Below are 16,288 nucleotides of genomic sequence, written 5' to 3'. Positions count from 1 at the left end.
CGGGCCATCAGGGGCAGCCGGAGACCGGCGAGGGCCCGTGCCTGTCCGCGCCGGAGTGCCACGGGCGGCCTCAGGACGGCGGCCGCCACCCCCGCGCCCGGCCGCGCGGGATCACCACCGCCGCCGCGGCCACGACCAGCACCAGGACCGCCATGACACCGGCGGCCAGCAGGGCGCGGTTGCGGGGGGTGGCGTTCACCGCGGGCAGGTGGAGGGGGGCGGCGCTCGACGGGGCGGCGGGCGGGCCGGAGCCCGCCGGGACCATGGAGAGCGCCGCGTACGGGTCCAGCCGGGGCGCGTCCGAGGTGGGCGCGGCGGAGGCGGTCAGCCGCTCGGCGGTCTCGGCGGCGGTCAACTTCGGGTGGTAGGCGCGTACCAGGGCAGCTGTCCCGGCGGCGAACGCGGCGGCGGCGGAGGACCCGAGGCCGATGTAGTGCCCCGAGCCGTGCGGCCCGATGCCGACCACCGGGCCGCCGGGGGCCGCCAGATCCGCCTCGGTGACACTGGCCGCGCTGTCCAGCACGCTCCCGTCGGCCAGCACCCCGACCACCGACAGGGCGCCGGGCGCGGACGCCGGCCAGTACGTCCCTACGGGAGTGTCCGTCGACTTGGGCTGGACGTCCGGCGCGGCGGCCGCGACCACCAGGACGTCGTGGCCGACCGCGTAGCGGACGGCGGCGGTGAGCTCGTCCTCCCCGGTGGTCAACGCCGGGACCACGGCGATGACTTCGGCGCCGCGGTCGACGGCGGCCCGGATGCCGTCGGCGACCAGGTCGGCGGTGGCGGTACCCCGCCGGTCGGTGCCGCGCACGGCGAGCACCCGGGCGGCCGGGGCCACTCCCCGGAAGGCCGTACCGCTGGTCGCCGCGGCGGCGACGAGTCCGGCGGTGAAGGTGCCGTGGCCCACACAGTCCTCGCCGGCGTCCCCGACGGCCGTGACCCGGCCGGACAGCGCCGGCGCCGTGGCCGACACCCCGGTGTCCACCACCGCGACGGTGACGCCCTCGCCCCGCGACAACTGCCAGGCGTTGGGCAGCGACAGGCTCTGCTGGGCCCAGGTCGCGTACCGCGCGGTGCGGTCCGACGCGGCCGTGCACGGGGCGTCGTCGCCCAGGGCGAGCGGGATCGACGGCAGGCTCGTGCTGTCGCCGCCCCCCGACGAGGAGGGAACGGGAGACGAGGGGGAGGGCGAGGCGGCCACGGCGGGCGCCGGGACGGACGCGGCGCAGACCGTCGCCACCGCCAGCGCGCCCAGCAGCCTGGACCACCGGGGCCGGGGGGGTCGGAGAGGTCCGAGAGACCGGAGTTGCCGCATGATGCGCATGGTAGAGGGCCCATCCCGCCCTACCCGCACGGGAGTTCGTGAGTGAGCGGAACGGGCCGGAGACGAGGTGCGAGGCCACCTCTCGCTGTTTACCGCCGCATTACTGCTGTTTACTGATCTCGGCATGACGTCACTGACGGAGAGGAGAATCGAGCGTGGCACGCCAGCTGCTCACCGTTGGTCCCGAAAGGCCCGACGGGCCGGACGGCTTCCGGACGATAGGTGAGGCTCTGGCGAAGGCTCGAACGGGCGCGGTGATCAGTCTCCTGCCGGGACGCTACGAGGAGAACCTGAGGATCTCCAGGCGGGTGACCATCGTCGCCGAGGGCGCCCGTGGCAGCGTGGAGATCGCGCCCCGCACCGGCTCCGCCGTGACCCTGGTGGCCGACGCCGTGATGCTCACCGACCTGGTGCTGCGCGGCCCCGATGACGACGACGTACCGGTCGTGGACGCCTTCCAGGGGCAGGCCGCCCTCGAAGGCTGCGACATCGCGGGCACCGGCTGGACCGCGCTGCTCAGCCGCAACGCGGGCTCACTGGCCATGCGCGGCTGCCGGATCACCAACCCGGCGGGCGCCGGCGTCGTCGACACCTCGTCCGAGGAGAGCGTCATCGCGGACTGTGTGCTCGAGAACCTCGGCAGCTCGGCGATCGTGATCAGCGAACGGGCCCGGACCGCCGTACGAGGCTGCACCATACGAGACTCCCGCGGCAACGGCCTCCTGGCCAACGGCCAGACCCGCGGCTCGGTCGAGGACTGCGACATCTCCGCCACCGACAAGCCCGGCATCGCGCTGGAGCAGAACAGCGCCACCCGGGTGCTCCGCACCCACCTGCACGACCTGGCCGTCGGTGTCCTGGTCACCAGCGCCTCCCGCCCGGAACTGACCGAACTCGACATCCTGGCCACTGCGGAGCACGGCATCCTGGTCTCCTCCGGGGCCGAGCCCGTGCTGCGCCGCTGCCGGGTCCGCCGTACCAAGGGCAGCGGCCTGGCCGTCACCGGACGGGCCCGGGGGACGTACGAGGACTGTGAGTTCGCCCAGTGCGCGGGCCCCGCCGTACTGGCCACCGAGAGCGCGGCGCCAATGCTGACCCGGACCGCCGTACGGGACTGCTCGGCGACGACCGCCGTGCTGCTGGCCGGCGAGTCGGCGGCCGAGTTCGACCGACTGGAGGTGACGTCGGCCACCGGCACGGGCATCTCCATCCGCTCCGGCGCCAACCCGCTGCTCCGCCGGGCCCGGGTGATGTCCGCCGGCGGCCACGGCGTGGAGGTCCAGGGCGGGCGCGGACGGCTGGAGGACTGCGAGATCCACCAGGCGGGCGGCGCGGCCCTGCGGGTCGCCGACGACGGCCGCCCGCACGTCGGAAACAGCTCCCTGACAGCGGCCGGCGGGCCCGGCGTCCTCGTCGTGGCGGGTGGCCTGGCGGACATCCGGGACACCGTCATCGACGGCAGCGCGGCGGAGGGCATCCGGGTCGAGGAGGGCGGCGAGGTATCCGCTCTCCGCGACCGGATCACCGCCTCCGGCTCGCACGGCGTGCTCCTCGCCGCCGGCGCGCGGGCCGCGCTGAGCGGCTGCGAGGTGGTCGGCGGCCGGGCCGACGGCATCCGTGTCGACACCGCCGAGCAGGTCTCCGTCGTCGACTGCACGGTCAGCGACAACCGGGGCGCCGGACTGCGGCACACCGCCCGCGACGGCGCGCTCACCGTGGACCGGCTCTCCAGCGTGGCGAACGGGTCCCGGGACGCCTACGACGGAGCGCTGCCGCCTGCCTCGGTCGACCCGGACGACCCTGTGGCCGTCCGCCCCGGACCCGCCCAACCGGAGGGCCCCGTCGAGGAGTTGGAGGCCCTGGTCGGACTGGACGCGGTCAAGCACCAGGTCAAGGGCCTGGTCAACCTGACCCGGCTGGCCCAGCGCCGGGCCAGCCTCGGTATGCCGGCCCCGCCGATGAGCCGGCACCTGATCTTCGCGGGCGCCCCCGGCACCGGCAAGACCACGGTCGCCCGCCTCTACGGCTCCATCCTGGCCGAACTCGGCGCGCTGCGCTCCGGCCACCTCGTCGAGGTGTCCCGGGCCGACCTGGTCGCCCAGGTCGTCGGCGGTACGGCGATCAAGACCACCGAGACCTTCAACCGGGCGCTCGGCGGCGTGCTGTTCGTCGACGAGGCCTACACGCTCGCCTCCGACGGCAAGAACTCCGGGGCCGACTTCGGCCGCGAGGCCGTCGACACCCTGGTCAAGCTGATGGAGGACCACCGTGACGACGTGGTGGTGATCGCGGCCGGCTACTCCAAGGAGATGGAGTCCTTCCTCGCCGTCAACCCCGGTCTGGCGTCCCGCTTCGCCCGCACCGTCGAGTTCGTCAACTACACCGTCGACGAGCTGGTGACCATCGTGGAGAGCATGTGCCGGCGGCACCGCTACGAACTCGTCTTCGAGGCCAAGGAGGCGCTCACCGCGCACTTCGCCGAGATGCACCGGGGCCCCAACTTCGGCAACGGCCGGGTGGCCCGGCAGGTGTTCGAGGAGATGGTGGACCGGCAGGCGTTCCGGCTGGCCACCCTCCCGGAGGTCGGGGAGCATGATCTGACGCAGCTGCTGCCGGAGGACGTCGGGGAGGCCGCGGCCGCCGCCGTCAAGGCCGCCTCGTCCGGCCTGCGGGCCGCCTCGCCGCAGGACGAGCTCAACGCGATGGTCGGCCTCCAGAGCGTCAAGCACGAGGTCACCGACATGATCAACCTGCTGTCGGCGTCCCAGCGCCGCGTGGCCGCCGGCCTGCCCGCCTCCCGTATCAACCAGCACCTGGTCTTCGTCGGACCACCCGGTACCGGCAAGACGACGGTGGCCCGGCTGTACGGGAAACTGCTGCGCTCCCTGGGCGTGCTGCCACGCGGACAGCTCGTCGAGGTCGCCCGCGCCGACCTCGTCGGACGCTACGTCGGACACACCGCACAGCTCACCCAGGAGGTGTTCGAAAAGGCCCTGGGCGGCGTGCTGTTCGTCGACGAGGCGTACACCCTCACCCCGCCCGGATCGCCCTCGGACTTCGGACGGGAGGCGGTGGACACGCTGCTGAAGCTGATGGAGGACCACCGGGAGGAGGTCGTGGTGATCGTCGCCGGCTACACCGCCGAGATGAACCGCTTCCTGGCCTCCAACCCCGGCCTCGCCTCCCGCTTCTCACGGCACGTCGAGTTCCCCGACTACAGCTCGGAGGAACTCGTCACCATCGTCGGACAGCACGCCGCCGCCTCCGGCTTCGAGTGTGCCCCCGACGTGCCACAGGCGCTGCTGACGTTCTTCGAGGCCCAGCCCCGAGACCGGTCCTTCGGCAACGCGCGGCTGGCCCGGCAGACCGTCGAACGCATGGCCACCCGGCAGGCCCGGCGGCTGGCCGCGATGGACGCCCCGGGCATGGCGGAACTCCAGACCCTGCTGGCGGAGGACCTGCCCGGGCCGCCACCCGTCCCCGGCCGGTAGACGCATACCGCCGCCGGCCGGAGCGGGCCTTCGGACCGCCGGGCCGGCCGAGCTCATCCGTCTCACCGGGCCGGGCACCCGTGCGGTACGGCAGCGGCTGCCGGCGGTCGGCCTGCTGGGGGTGCCGCCGAGGACTACGCCCCGGAAGCCGCCCGCGCGGAGCCGGCCGGACGGACTTCCGCCCGAGACGAGCGGGATGCCGCCCTGCGGCAACTTGCCGAAGCCGTACGGACCATGGCCTTTCGCACGCGTGCGCAGGCGATGCTCGACGTGCTGCCGGCGGCGTTGCCGCACGACGGCGAGGGCGAGCGGCGCCGAGGGCGCGCGCGTGGTCCAGGTGCAGAAGGGCGAGAACAGCAACCCCGAAGACCTTCTGATCAAGCCGGGCACCATCACCATCACCATCACCTTCACCATCACCATCACCAGCGCCACCACCACCCGCGCGGTCGTCGACAACGTCAAGGAAACGCCCTCCCGGTCAAGCTGAACGCGGTGGAGAGAAGAACCCCGGCCGGCCCATGACGGTGGGGACGTCTTGGGCGGGGGGCTGGTGCGGCGCCGACGCCCTCACCAGCCCGGCGAGGTACTCCACCTGCCGAACGGGCCGACCCGGCACACTCCCGGGCGACCAGGCCGCCACCTGGCGGAGGGCGGCGGGCTGGGGCCTGCCGGTCGGCAGAGCCGTGCTCCCTTCGTCGGTCGGCCTATGCATGGCAGATAACGGTTTCCGCGATTCTGGGTCAGCCGCTGCCGGGCAACAGAGGTCCCGTGCCTGCCGAAAACTTTCGGATCCCTGCGCTGAGCATTCACTTCGGCGTGCGCACTGCGTACCTTCCCGATTCCAGTAAACGTTTGTCCCGTACTCCGGAGGTTCGGATGCCAGGTCAACCTGGGCTCGAAGTACGCGACCTGGTCAAACGGCTGGGTGACCACACAGCCGTCGACGGCCTCAGCTTCCAGGTCGAGGAGGGCGAGTTCTTCGTGCTGCTCGGCCCGTCGGGCTGCGGCAAGTCGACCACGCTGCGCATGGTGTGCGGTCTGGAACAGCCGGACGCGGGTCAGGTGGTCATCGCGGGGCGGGAGGTGACGGCCCTTCCGCCGCGCGAGCGGAACCTGGGCATGGTGTTCCAGGAGTACGGCCTGTATCCGGCGATGGACGTCTTCGGGAACATGGCGTACGGGCTCCAGGCGCAGGGCGGCCTGCCGGAGAGCGAGATCAAGCGCCGGGTGGAGGAGGCCGCCGAACGGCTCGGCCTGTCCGCCCATCTCGCCTCCCCGGTCACCGACTTGTCCGGCGGTGAGCAGCAACGGGTCGCCCTGGGCCGGGCGATGGTGAAGAACGCGGACGCGTATCTGTACGACGAGCCGCTGTCGAACCTCGACCCGAAGCTGCGGCACCGGGTGCGCCGGGACATCCTCGCGATGCACCGCGACAAGGGGAAGCCGACGGTGTACGTCACCCATGACCAGACCGAGGCGTTCGCGATGGGCGACCGGGTCGCGGTCATCGCGGGCGGCAAGGTGCAGCAGATCGGGCCCGCGACCGAACTCGCCGAGAATCCCGCGAACATGTTCGTGGCGTCCTTCATCGGCTCGCCACCGATGAACCTGGTCGGCGGGCGGGTACGGCAGGACGGCCCGGCCCTGTCGGTGGCGTTCGAGGACGCGGTGGTGGAGCTGCCGGAGCACTGGCGGCCGGCGCTCGCGTCGCTGGCCGACGACCGCGTGGTGGTGGGACTGCCGCCGGGTTCGTTCCGGATCGCCGCGGACGGCGGGCTCAAGGGGGAGGTCGCGGATGTCGAGGCGCTGATCGGCGAGACGGTGGTGCGGTTGCGTACGCCGGGCGGCGCCGAGGTGTCCGTCGTCTTCCAGGACGGCGAGGAGGGGGATCTCTCCGTCGGCGACACCCTCAGCATGTCCGTAATCCCGAACGACGTACGACTGTTCGATCCGCTGACCGAGCGGGTGCTGACGCCATGAACGAGTCCACGAACCGCGCGACGAACGCTTCGGCGCATGCCGCGACGCGTACCGCGTACGGTCAGCTGCACGCGGGTTTCGACGACCTGGCTCGGGTGCTGGGCGGCACGCTCGGGCCGGGCCTGGGCAAGGTGCTCTGCGCGTCCGGTGAGGACGGCAGCGAGCTGGTGTCGTCCTCCGCCGTCCTGGCCCGCCGCATCACCGAGCTGCCGGGGCGCCACCGGAACACCGGCGCGGCCCTGCTGCGCGAGACGGTGCTGCGCGTGGGCGCCCGGCACGGCGACGGCGGCGCCACCACCGCCGTACTCGCCCGCGCTCTGGTGCGGGCCGCCGGCCGGGCGGTGGCCTCCGGAGCCCATGGGGTGCGGGTGCGCGACGGTATCGGCCGGGGCGTGGCCGCCGCCTGCGACGCGCTCAAGGGCATGTCCGAGCAGGTCGCGGGCGAGCAGGAGCTCGTGGGGCTCGCGTTCGCCGCCACCGGCGACCGGGAACTGGCCGCGCTGCTCGGCGAGTTGAGCGACGTCCTCGGCCCCGACGGGGCGATCGGCGTCGAGGAGGCGATGGGCGGGCGCACCCTGCGCCACTACATCGACGGCCACCGCTGGCGGGCCCGCCCCGCCGAGCGCTCGGCCCTCGCGAACGGCGCCGCCGAACTCACCCTGGTCGAGCCGCTGATCGCCCTGGTCGAGCAGGAACTGACCAGTGCCGACGAGGTGCGCCCGCTGCTGGAGGCTGCCGGACAGCGGCCGGTGCTGCTGATCGCCCCGGGCTTCACCGGTACGGCGCAGACCCTGCTGAGCGCCAACCGGGGCCGGGCGCTCCCGGTTGTCCTCGCCACGTCCCGGACCCGGCACTCCGAGGACTTCGCCGACCTGGCGCTGCTCACGGGTGGCTCGGTGGTCTCACCCGTACTGGGCCTGCCGCCGAAGTCCGTGCGCGCCGCGCATCTCGGCGGCGCGCGCCGCGCCCTGCTGCGGCGCGGCGATCTGACGGTGGTGGGCGGTCACGGCGACCTTACGGGCGTACGGGAGAGGGCGGCCGCGCTGCGCTCCCTCGCCTGGGAACTCGCCGGCGGGACTGCCGGGCGGGACGCGGCGAGCCGTCTGTGGTGGCGGCAGGCCCGGCTGTGCGGCCGTACCGCCGTACTCACGGTGGGCGCCCGCACCGAGCAGGAGACCCAGGAACGGATGCACCTGGCCAAGCGCACGGCCCGGCTGCTGTACGACGCGCTGCGCGACGGCGTGGTGCCGGGCGGGGGCGCGGCCTATCTGGACTGCCTTGCGGCGGTACGGGCCGTGGTCCCGGCCGACCGCGACGAGGCGGCGGGCGTGGACGCGGTCGCCACCGCGCTCCAGGCTCCCTTTCTGCGCATCCTGTCCAACGCCGGGCTGCCCGCCCCGCCCCTGGCCCTCGACCGCGTCCTCTCGGCGGGCCCGGGCCACGGGGTGGACGTGGCCACCGGAGAGGTCACCGACATGCGGCGCGCGGGCATCCGCGACATGGCGGCGGTGGCGGCAGGTGCGCTGGTGGCGGCGGGCGAGACGGCGGGGCTGCTGGTCTCCGCGGAGTTGGTGGTGGGCCGTGGCTGAGGTACTCGCACTGGCGGCCGATCAGGCCGGGCTGTGGGCCGGCGGCCCGGACGGGCTGTCCTTCCTGCCGTACGGCGGCGCTCCGACCGCCACCGGGTGGACGGCACCGGTCACCGCGCTGTCCGTCACCGACGGACAGCTGCTGATCGGCGGCGTGGACACTGTCGCCAGGCTGGGCGCGGACGCTGTCGCCAGGCTGGGCCCGGACGGTTCCCCGGTGCGGCAACCGCCGGGCGGGCCCGGCGTGTTCGTCACCGGCGTCGCCCCGGATCCTGCGCGTAGGCCGGGTGGGCCGGGCATGTTCGCCACTGGCGTCGCCCCGGAGCCGGCGCGTGGGCTGGGTGGGCCGGGAGTGTTCGTCACCGGCGTCGCCCCGGATCCTGCGCGCGTGCCGGGCGGGCCCGGCACGTTCGTCACCGGCGTCGCCCCGGATCCTGCGCGTAGGCCGGGTGGGCCCGGCCTGTTCGTCACCGGCGTCGCCCCGGAACCCGCGCGCGTGCCGGGTGGGATCGGGCCCGTGTGTGCCTTCGCCGCCCTGTCGGACGGGACGCTGCTCGCCGCCACCCTCGGCGACGGCGTCGTACGCAGCACCGACGGGGGCCGCACCTGGAAGCGTTCCGGGTTCGGGCTCGCCTCGCCCGAGGTGTCCTGCCTGCTCCCGGCCGCCGACGGCACCGTCCTCGCCGGTACGGCACAGGGCGTGCACCGAGCGCGGGCCGGCGGACGAGCCTGGCAGCCGTGCCCCGGCAGCGAGGACGCACCCGTCGCCGCCGTCACCCAACTGCCGGGCAGCGAAGCACTGCTGGCCATCGCCGAGGACGGCCGCACTCTCCGCTCCACCGACGGCGGCGCGACCTGGGCCACCGCCCACGGCGCCCCCAAGGGTGCCACCGCGCTCCTGCCCGTGGACGGCGGGCTGCTGCTGGCCACCGCCGAGGACGGACTGCACCACTCCTGCGACGAGGGCACCCGCTGGCACCCACTGCCCCTGACCTCCACCGTGCACTGCCTCGCCACCGCGGCACGCGCCGTGTACGCGGGCACCGACGCCGGGGTCGTCACCGTGGCCCTCCCCATAGCCCTCCCCATAACCCTCCCCCCACTCCTCCATGCGACAGAGAAGGAGCAGTCATGATCACCAGAAGGAAGGTGCTGCTCGGCGTCGCCGCCACCGGCGGTGCGGCCGTGGCGGGCGGAAGCATCATCGCTTCCTTCGCCGGCGACGACGAGGACAGCGGCTCAGGCGGCTCCATAAGGCTCACACTGGCCAAGGAGGCGACGGGCACCGCGACCGACTGGCCGTTCCGCAGCATTCCCACCGCCAAGGAAATCAAGTCCGACCCGACGGCGAAGGCTCTCCACGAGGCGCTGCAGAGCTGGCTGGACGACAACCCGGGCGTGCGGCTGAGGAACATCTCGGTCAAGGTGTACGACCAGCAGCCACTGGTCACCGTGATCAGCGGCGGCAACGGTCCCGCCCTGTACCCCACTCTGGTGCTGGGCGGCTGGGACCAGGCGCTGACAAAGGCCGCGTTCGCGCAGGGGCTGGCCGCGGACATCACCGGTCTCTACAACAAGTACAAGTTCGACGACAAGGTCGCGGACTTCGCGGCGCCCCAGTTGCAGACCTGGCCGCTGAAGGGCCGCCAGTACGCGATGCCGGACTACTTCAACGCGGGCAACGGCATCTACTACCGCCGCGACCTCATCAAGAAGGCCGGCCTGGAGGAGCCGGAGCCGGGCTACACCTGGGACGACCTGCGGAAGCTGGCCCGGGAGCTGACCACCGGCAAGATGAAGGGCGCGGCCTTCCAGAAGTTCAGCGTCGGCTGGCCGCTGAACGCGAACGGCTGGTACCGGCTGCCGAAGGTCCCGGCCCCCAAGAACGCCTGGCACTGGACGTACGACTACACCCGGCACGCGGACATGTGGGTCAAGGGCATCGAGCTGTACCGGGCCATGGTGTACGAGGACAAGTCGGTGCTCAGCGACATCTCCCTGATGGACCCGGACGTCGTCGCGGCGTTCAGCCAGGAGCGGGCCGCGGTCTTCGGCGCGAACATCGGCGGCTACTTCGACAACCCCGACCAGGACAACACCCTCCCCAACCTGGCCAAGCGGCTGGACAAGCCGATGGAGGAGGTCGTCGGATTCATCCAGCACCCGGTGGGCGTCCACGGCAGCTTCGGCGTCTCCCAGCCCTACATGGGGCTGGCCTCCTTCTCGCCCGACCTGTCCGAGGACGCGCTGGACAAGATCGTGAGCCTCCACGACTTCATGACCTTCGGCGACGGCTTCGTCATCCGCAAGAAGGCCCGGTGGGAGGAGACCAAGGACCTGAAGAAGGTCTACAACGACGCTACGCCGATCAACGGCATGACCGAGATCGAGGGCATTCCCGGCAGCCTGGAGGATGCCTGGGGTTCGAAGATCGTCGAGGCCGCGAAGCGGTCGTCCGCGATGGGTCTGATCCCGAGCGAAGCGCAGTACATCCCCGCGGAGGAGAAGCCGGGTCCCGCCGCCACTCCGGTCGACGACGCGCAATCGCGCTGGGCCTTCGAGAAGGGCACGGTCCGCCCGCGGGCCGATCTCGCCAAGCTGAGCGACACCTTCAACCAGCAGGCGAAGAGCTTCAGTTCGAGTACCTCGGAGGAGGACTTCAGGGCGGGTGCGACCAAGTACTTCGACGCGTTGGCCGAGTTCTGGCGCGAGCAGGCGCCGGAGTACGCGACGGAGGTCTTCGACCCCTGGATGAAGGACGTCATCGAGCCGGCTCTCGAAGCCTGATCGTCGCGATCCGCGATCCGCGATCCGCGATCCGCGATCCGCCTTCCGCCTTCCGCCTTCCGTCATCCGTCATCCGCCTTCCGACGTACAGGGAGAAGTTTCATGGCTGCCTCGCAGCAGCAGACTCCGGCCGTCGAGGACGCGGCCGGCCGGGCCGGGCCCGACGGTCCCGGCGAGCCGTCCGTCAAGTCCAAGGCCGCGCCAAGGCCGAGCCGTCGGCGGCGTGTGGAGACCACGCTCTTCACCCTCCCGGCCTTCCTCTTCCAGCTCTCCTGGGGCTGGTACCCGATGATCATGGCGTTCGTGCTGAGCTTCACGGACGCCTCCCTGCGCCGCCCGGTGGAGTTCACCGGCATGGAGAGCTACCAGCGCATCTGGGACGACCCGCTGGTCGCGGAGTCGTTCCGGGTCACGGCCGTCTACACCGTCCTCAGTATCGGGCTGACCTTCTTCATCCCGATCTTCGTGGCCATCCTGCTGATGGAGATGGGCAAAAGGCACGTCCGCTGGATGATGCTGCTGTGGTTCCTGCCGCTGAGCGGCGTCGCCTCCACCGTCCTGTTCCGCTACATGTTCAACGCGCAGTACGGGCTCTTCCAGTGGGTCGCCACCGACGTACTGGGTCTGTCCCCGCAGCCGTTCCTCAACTCCGCCGACCAGGTGCTGTTCTGGCTGGTCGTGCCGGGCATCCTGTTCTTCGGCCCGGGGCTCATCTACATGGCGACGCTGCAGTCCATCCCCGCCTCGTACTTCGAGGCGGCGGAGATCGAGGGCGCCGGATTCTGGCGGAAGATGTGGACCATCTCGCTGCCCCGCTTGCGGCCGGTCATCTCCATGCTGCTGATCTTCGCGATCATCGGCTCCACCCAGGCCTTCGAGTTCCCGACGATCATGACGGGCAAGGAGGGCTCACCGGGCGGCGCGGCACGAACCGTCGTGATGTATCTGTACCTGCTGCTCCAGCAGCTGCGGTACGCCGACGCCACCGCCCTCGGGGTCTATCTCTTCCTCATCACCATGCTGCTGGTCGTCATCCAGCGGCGCTTCTTCCGCGAAGACCCCGACACCTGATCCGCCGGCCCTGAGGAGACTGACATGTTGTTCCCCCGGGTCGGGCGCAGACACCCGGCTCTCCGTATCGCGTGGTACGCCACCGTGGCCTTCCTGGTCCTCGGCATCACGCTCCATCTGTTCCCCTTCTACTTCATGCTCATCACCTCCTTCAAGAGCGGCGAGGAGGTGCTGCGGCAGACCCCCACCTGGTGGCCCGAGGATCCGACGGGCGCGGGCTGGAGGCTGGTCATCGACATCGTCAGCGGCAACACCGCCGCCGGACGGCTGATGTCCGAGCCGTTCTACGTCCACATGTGGAACTCGGTGCAGATGACCTTCTGGATCCTGATGCTCGGGATCCCGGTCACCGCGTTCGCCGCGTACGCCAACAGCAAGCTCCAGCGCGGCAGGACGGCTCGCTGGTCGTTCCTGTTCTTCATCGGGACGCTGATGATGCCGGCGGCGCTCACCCTCATCCCGATGTATCTGATGACGCTGAACTGGCCGTTCGCACTGCCCGAGGCGCCGAGCGTCGGCGGGACGCAGCTGCCCAGCGTGGAGATCTGGAACACGCCCTGGGCGGTGGTGCTGCCCCTTGTCTTCAACGCCTTCAACTACCTGCTGTTCAAGGGGTTCTTCGACACCATCCCGGATTCGGTGATCCAGGCGGCCCGGGTCGACGGCGGCAGTGAGTTCAACATCTTCCGCCGCATCGTGCTGCCGATGAGCGTGCCCGTCTTCGCGGTGACGATCTGGACGTCGTTCAGCGGTGCCTGGGACCAGTTCCTGTGGCCGCTGGTGGTGCTCCAGGACGAGTCGAAGATGCCGGCCTCCGTGATGATCTACCAGTTGCAGGAGAAGTTCATCCAGGCCGGCTCCGCGGGTGACGCCGCGGCGGCGCAGCAGTCCCAGCAGATGCAGGAGATCCTCGGCTCCGGCATGTCCTGGAACGGCCTGATGGTGCTGGGCATTCTCCAGTCCCTCCCGGTCTTCCTCGCCTTCATCGTCTGCCGCGAGTACCTGCTGCGCGGCATCAAGCTCCGCGGTCTCAAGTGAGTCCACGCTCTGAAGTAAGTCCACGCTCTCAAGCAAGGGGGTTGCGCCGACATGGCCCGTATCGAGGTCGAGAAGATCGTCAAGCGGTACGAGGGCGGCGAGGGCACGGCACTCGACACCGTCAGCCTGGACATCGCCGACGGTGAGACGATCGCCGTGGTCGGCTCGTCCGGCTGTGGCAAGTCCAGCCTGCTGAAGATCGTCGCCGGACTCGAGCAGCCCGACGGGGGCTCGGTCCGCTTCGACGGCGAGGACGTCACGGCCGTCCGCCCGCAGCAGCGGGGCGTCGGCATGGTCTTCCAGGACTACGCCCTGTATCCCTCCATGAAGGGCAAGGGCAATCTCTCGTACTACTTCCAGGTGCACGGCCGGACGGAGGAGGAGGCGCGGGCCCGCGCCAAGGAGACCGCCGACCGCATGGGGATCGGTTTCGAACAGCTTCTCGACCAGTCCTCCGACACCCTCTCCGGCGGACAGCAGCAGCGCCTCGCCATCGCCCGGTGCATCGTGCGCGAGCCGCGGCTGTTCCTGATGGACGAGCCGATCTGCAATCTCGACGCGAAGCTGCGCGAGTCGACCCGCGTCGAAATCCGCAAGCTGCTGCGGAAGTTCGGGATCTCCACCCTGTACGTCACCCATGACCAGCAGGAAGCGGTCTTCATGGGCGACCGCATCGCGGTGATGCGGGACGGGCGTATCGAGCAGGTCGGCACCTTCGACGAGCTGTACTACTCCCCGGTGAACCTCTTCGTCGCCACCTTCATCGGCTCGCCCCCGATGTCCGTACTGCCCGCGCACGCCTCCGGTGGCCGGCTGACGGTGGCGGACGCGGTGTGGTCCGCGCCGGTCGCGCTCCCGGACGGGCCGGTGCGGATCGGCGTACGCCCCGAGAGCTGGATCATCGGGCGCGGCGACGGGGCCCTGATGTCCGTCAGCCACATCGAGCGCATCCCCACCGAGCGGGCCGCGTTCGTGCACGGCCGGGTGGGCGGCGACCCGGTCGTGGTCGCCGCCCCGCTGAACCAGGCCCAGAGCGACGAACTGCGCGTCATGCCGGACACGGAGCGCGTGTACGTCTTCGCGGCCGGCGGCGAACAGCCGCTGCACACCCCCGGTCCGCTCGACCTCTTCTGACTCCTCTGTCTCTTCTGTCTCTTCTGATGGAGAATCACTGATGACTGCCATAGCTGTCGACAACCTGGTGAAGGAGTTCGGCGAGAAGCGGGCCGTGGACGGGGTCAGCTTCACCACCGGGGAGTCCGAGTTCCTCGTGCTGGTCGGCCCGTCCGGCTGCGGCAAGACCACCACCCTGCGGATGCTCGCGGGCCTGGAGCCGGTCTCCTCCGGCACCATCCGCTTCGGCGGCCGGGCCGTCACCGAGGTCCGGCCGCGGGACCGGTCCATCGCCATGGTCTTCCAGGACTACGCCGTCTTCCCGCACCTGACCGTCTTCGAGAACATCGCCTACGGTCTACGATCGCGCCGCATCCCGCGCGCCGAAGTGAGGAAGAAGGTCCCGGAGGCCGCCCGCACCTTCCGCATCGACCACCTCCTCGACCGCAAGCCGCGCCAGCTGTCCGGCGGCGAGCGGCAGCGGGTCGCGCTCTCGCGGTCGCTGGTGCGCGACGCCGATCTGTATCTGTACGACGAGCCGCTGTCCAACCTCGACGCGCAGCTGCGGCACACCGCCCGCGAGGACATCCTGTCCCTGCACCGCCGCAAGGAGCGGCCGACGGTCTACGTCACCCACGACCAGTCGGAGGCGATGGCGCTCGGCGACCGGATCGCGGTGATGGACGCGGGCCGCATCCAGCAGATCGGCACCGGCGAGGAGCTGTACGAGCGGCCGGTCAACCGCTTCGTGGCGTACTTCATCGGCACGCCCGGCATCAACCTCTTCACGATGGAACTGAAGACGGCCGGCGACGATGTGGTGGCGTCCGGCTGCGGACTCGAACTGCGGCTGCCCGACAGCGTGGCCCGGAAGGTACGCCCGTACGCCGGCCGCAGGATCGAGCTGGGGGTGCGGCCCGAGCATCTGCACGTGCCTCGCATGGCCCCGTTCGACGTCAACGAGGGCAACACCATCCACGGCCTGGTCACCGTCATCGAGCCCAGCGCCACCGGCTCCACGGTGTACCTGTCCACGACGCAGGACGAGCCGCTGGACTTCACCGCCACCTTCAAGGTGCGGATGCCCGCGAGCTACCTCGACAAGGAGGTGCCGCTCGGCATCGACCTGGAGAAGGTGCACCTCTTCGACGCCGAGACCGGCGAGTCGCTGCTGCACGGTCCGCACGGTCCGCACGGAAAGGAGTGAGCCGTGCCTTTCCTGTGGGACACCGAGCCGCGCGCGGAGGAACGCCCGCCGGTGTGGGCGGCGTTCGCCACACTCGGCACCCAGGTCGAGCGGCTGGCGCTGGCCAATGTGGCCTGGGCGGTGGTACTCGTCCCCGCTGTCGTCGCGCTCGCCTTCCCCGAACTCCACGCTCTCGTACGGATATTGCTGACCCTGACGACCGTCACAGGCCTGGCCCCGGCCACGGCCGTCCTTTACGGTCTCGCGGACGAGGCGTGCCGGGGCCGGCAGATCGACGTGGCCCTGGCGCGGGAACTGGCGGGAGAACTGACGCGCCCCGCCCTGCGCACCCTCGCCCCGTTGTCGGTGCTCTTCGGCTCGCTGATCGCCGCGACGGTGCTCCTCAGCCCGCTGCTGCTCTGCGTCACCCTGCTGCTGTCGGTGACCGCGACCTACTGGGGTCCGCTGTTTCTCGCCGACCCGCGCCGGAACAGCGTGTCCCTGGCCCGGGAGTCGGCGCGCCTGGCCCTGAGCCGCCCCGAACCGACCCTGCGCACCTGGCTGGCGTGCGGATTCGTGGCGCTCGTCGGCGTGATCTCACTCGCCGGGATCGCGCTTGTCGTACCGATACTGATCGCCCTGCTCCACACCCACCGCCATCTCGCGGAGCACTCCCCATGACCGCCGAATCCGCCGCTCGTGGCCG

At 71.3% G+C, this 16,288-nt stretch carries 12 protein-coding genes; 11 read left to right on the top strand and 1 reads right to left on the bottom strand.

Annotation, left to right across the window (positions count from 1 at the left end):
* Positions 1-70 precede the first annotated feature (70 nt).
* Entirely contained in the window at positions 71-1,315 is a 1,245-nt protein-coding gene (locus LUX31_RS19220) for a S8 family serine peptidase (protein ID WP_235476013.1), read from the bottom strand.
* A gap of 164 nt (positions 1,316-1,479) precedes the next feature.
* On the opposite strand from LUX31_RS19220, the gene LUX31_RS19215 reads away from it, so the two are divergent.
* The 11 genes from LUX31_RS19215 to LUX31_RS19165 all read left to right on the top strand — a co-directional run bounded on the left by LUX31_RS19215 (position 1,480) and on the right by LUX31_RS19165 (position 16,263).
* The gene (locus LUX31_RS19215; protein ID WP_235476012.1) at positions 1,480-4,815 is read left to right on the top strand and encodes a right-handed parallel beta-helix repeat-containing protein; all 3,336 of its coding nucleotides are present in this window, start codon (positions 1,480-1,482) and stop codon (positions 4,813-4,815) included.
* A 328-nt stretch (positions 4,816-5,143) separates the two neighbouring features.
* Entirely contained in the window at positions 5,144-5,305 is a 162-nt protein-coding gene (locus tag LUX31_RS19210; RefSeq protein ID WP_235476011.1) for a hypothetical protein, read from the top strand.
* Positions 5,306-5,694: 389 nt separating this feature from the next.
* The gene (locus tag LUX31_RS19205) at positions 5,695-6,798 is read left to right on the top strand and encodes an ABC transporter ATP-binding protein (protein WP_235476010.1); all 1,104 of its coding nucleotides are present in this window, start codon (positions 5,695-5,697) and stop codon (positions 6,796-6,798) included.
* Positions 6,795-8,387, top strand: coding sequence for a TCP-1/cpn60 chaperonin family protein (locus LUX31_RS19200; protein ID WP_235476009.1), 1,593 nt, complete (start codon positions 6,795-6,797; stop codon positions 8,385-8,387). The genes LUX31_RS19205 and LUX31_RS19200 overlap by 4 nt, the downstream gene beginning before the upstream one ends.
* Complete coding sequence (locus LUX31_RS19195) at positions 8,380-9,522, top strand: WD40/YVTN/BNR-like repeat-containing protein (RefSeq protein ID WP_235476008.1); 1,143 nt, start codon at positions 8,380-8,382, stop codon at positions 9,520-9,522. The genes LUX31_RS19200 and LUX31_RS19195 overlap by 8 nt, the downstream gene beginning before the upstream one ends.
* Positions 9,519-11,174, top strand: a complete 1,656-nt coding sequence (locus LUX31_RS19190; protein ID WP_235476007.1) for an extracellular solute-binding protein — start codon at positions 9,519-9,521, stop codon at positions 11,172-11,174. The genes LUX31_RS19195 and LUX31_RS19190 overlap by 4 nt, the downstream gene beginning before the upstream one ends.
* 102 nt (positions 11,175-11,276) lie before the next feature.
* Positions 11,277-12,245 carry a carbohydrate ABC transporter permease gene (locus LUX31_RS19185; protein WP_235476006.1) on the top strand — a complete coding sequence of 323 codons (969 nt, stop codon included), beginning with the start codon at positions 11,277-11,279 and terminating at the stop codon, positions 12,243-12,245.
* Between the two features lie 24 nt (positions 12,246-12,269).
* Complete coding sequence (locus LUX31_RS19180) at positions 12,270-13,283, top strand: carbohydrate ABC transporter permease (protein ID WP_235476005.1); 1,014 nt, start codon at positions 12,270-12,272, stop codon at positions 13,281-13,283.
* A gap of 51 nt (positions 13,284-13,334) precedes the next feature.
* Complete coding sequence (locus tag LUX31_RS19175) at positions 13,335-14,417, top strand: ABC transporter ATP-binding protein (RefSeq protein WP_235476004.1); 1,083 nt, start codon at positions 13,335-13,337, stop codon at positions 14,415-14,417.
* Positions 14,418-14,457: 40 nt separating this feature from the next.
* Positions 14,458-15,603 carry an ABC transporter ATP-binding protein gene (locus tag LUX31_RS19170; RefSeq protein ID WP_235476003.1) on the top strand — a complete coding sequence of 382 codons (1,146 nt, stop codon included), beginning with the start codon at positions 14,458-14,460 and terminating at the stop codon, positions 15,601-15,603.
* A 3-nt stretch (positions 15,604-15,606) separates the two neighbouring features.
* Entirely contained in the window at positions 15,607-16,263 is a 657-nt protein-coding gene (locus tag LUX31_RS19165) for a hypothetical protein (RefSeq protein ID WP_235476002.1), read from the top strand.
* Positions 16,264-16,288: the final 25 nt, after the last annotated feature.

This window comes from Streptomyces sp. GQFP (genome assembly GCF_021545335.1).
Lineage (GTDB): Bacteria > Actinomycetota > Actinomycetes > Streptomycetales > Streptomycetaceae > Streptomyces.
The sequence above is the reverse complement of the archived record's forward strand: the minus strand, read 5'-3'. Positions and strand labels throughout refer to the sequence as shown.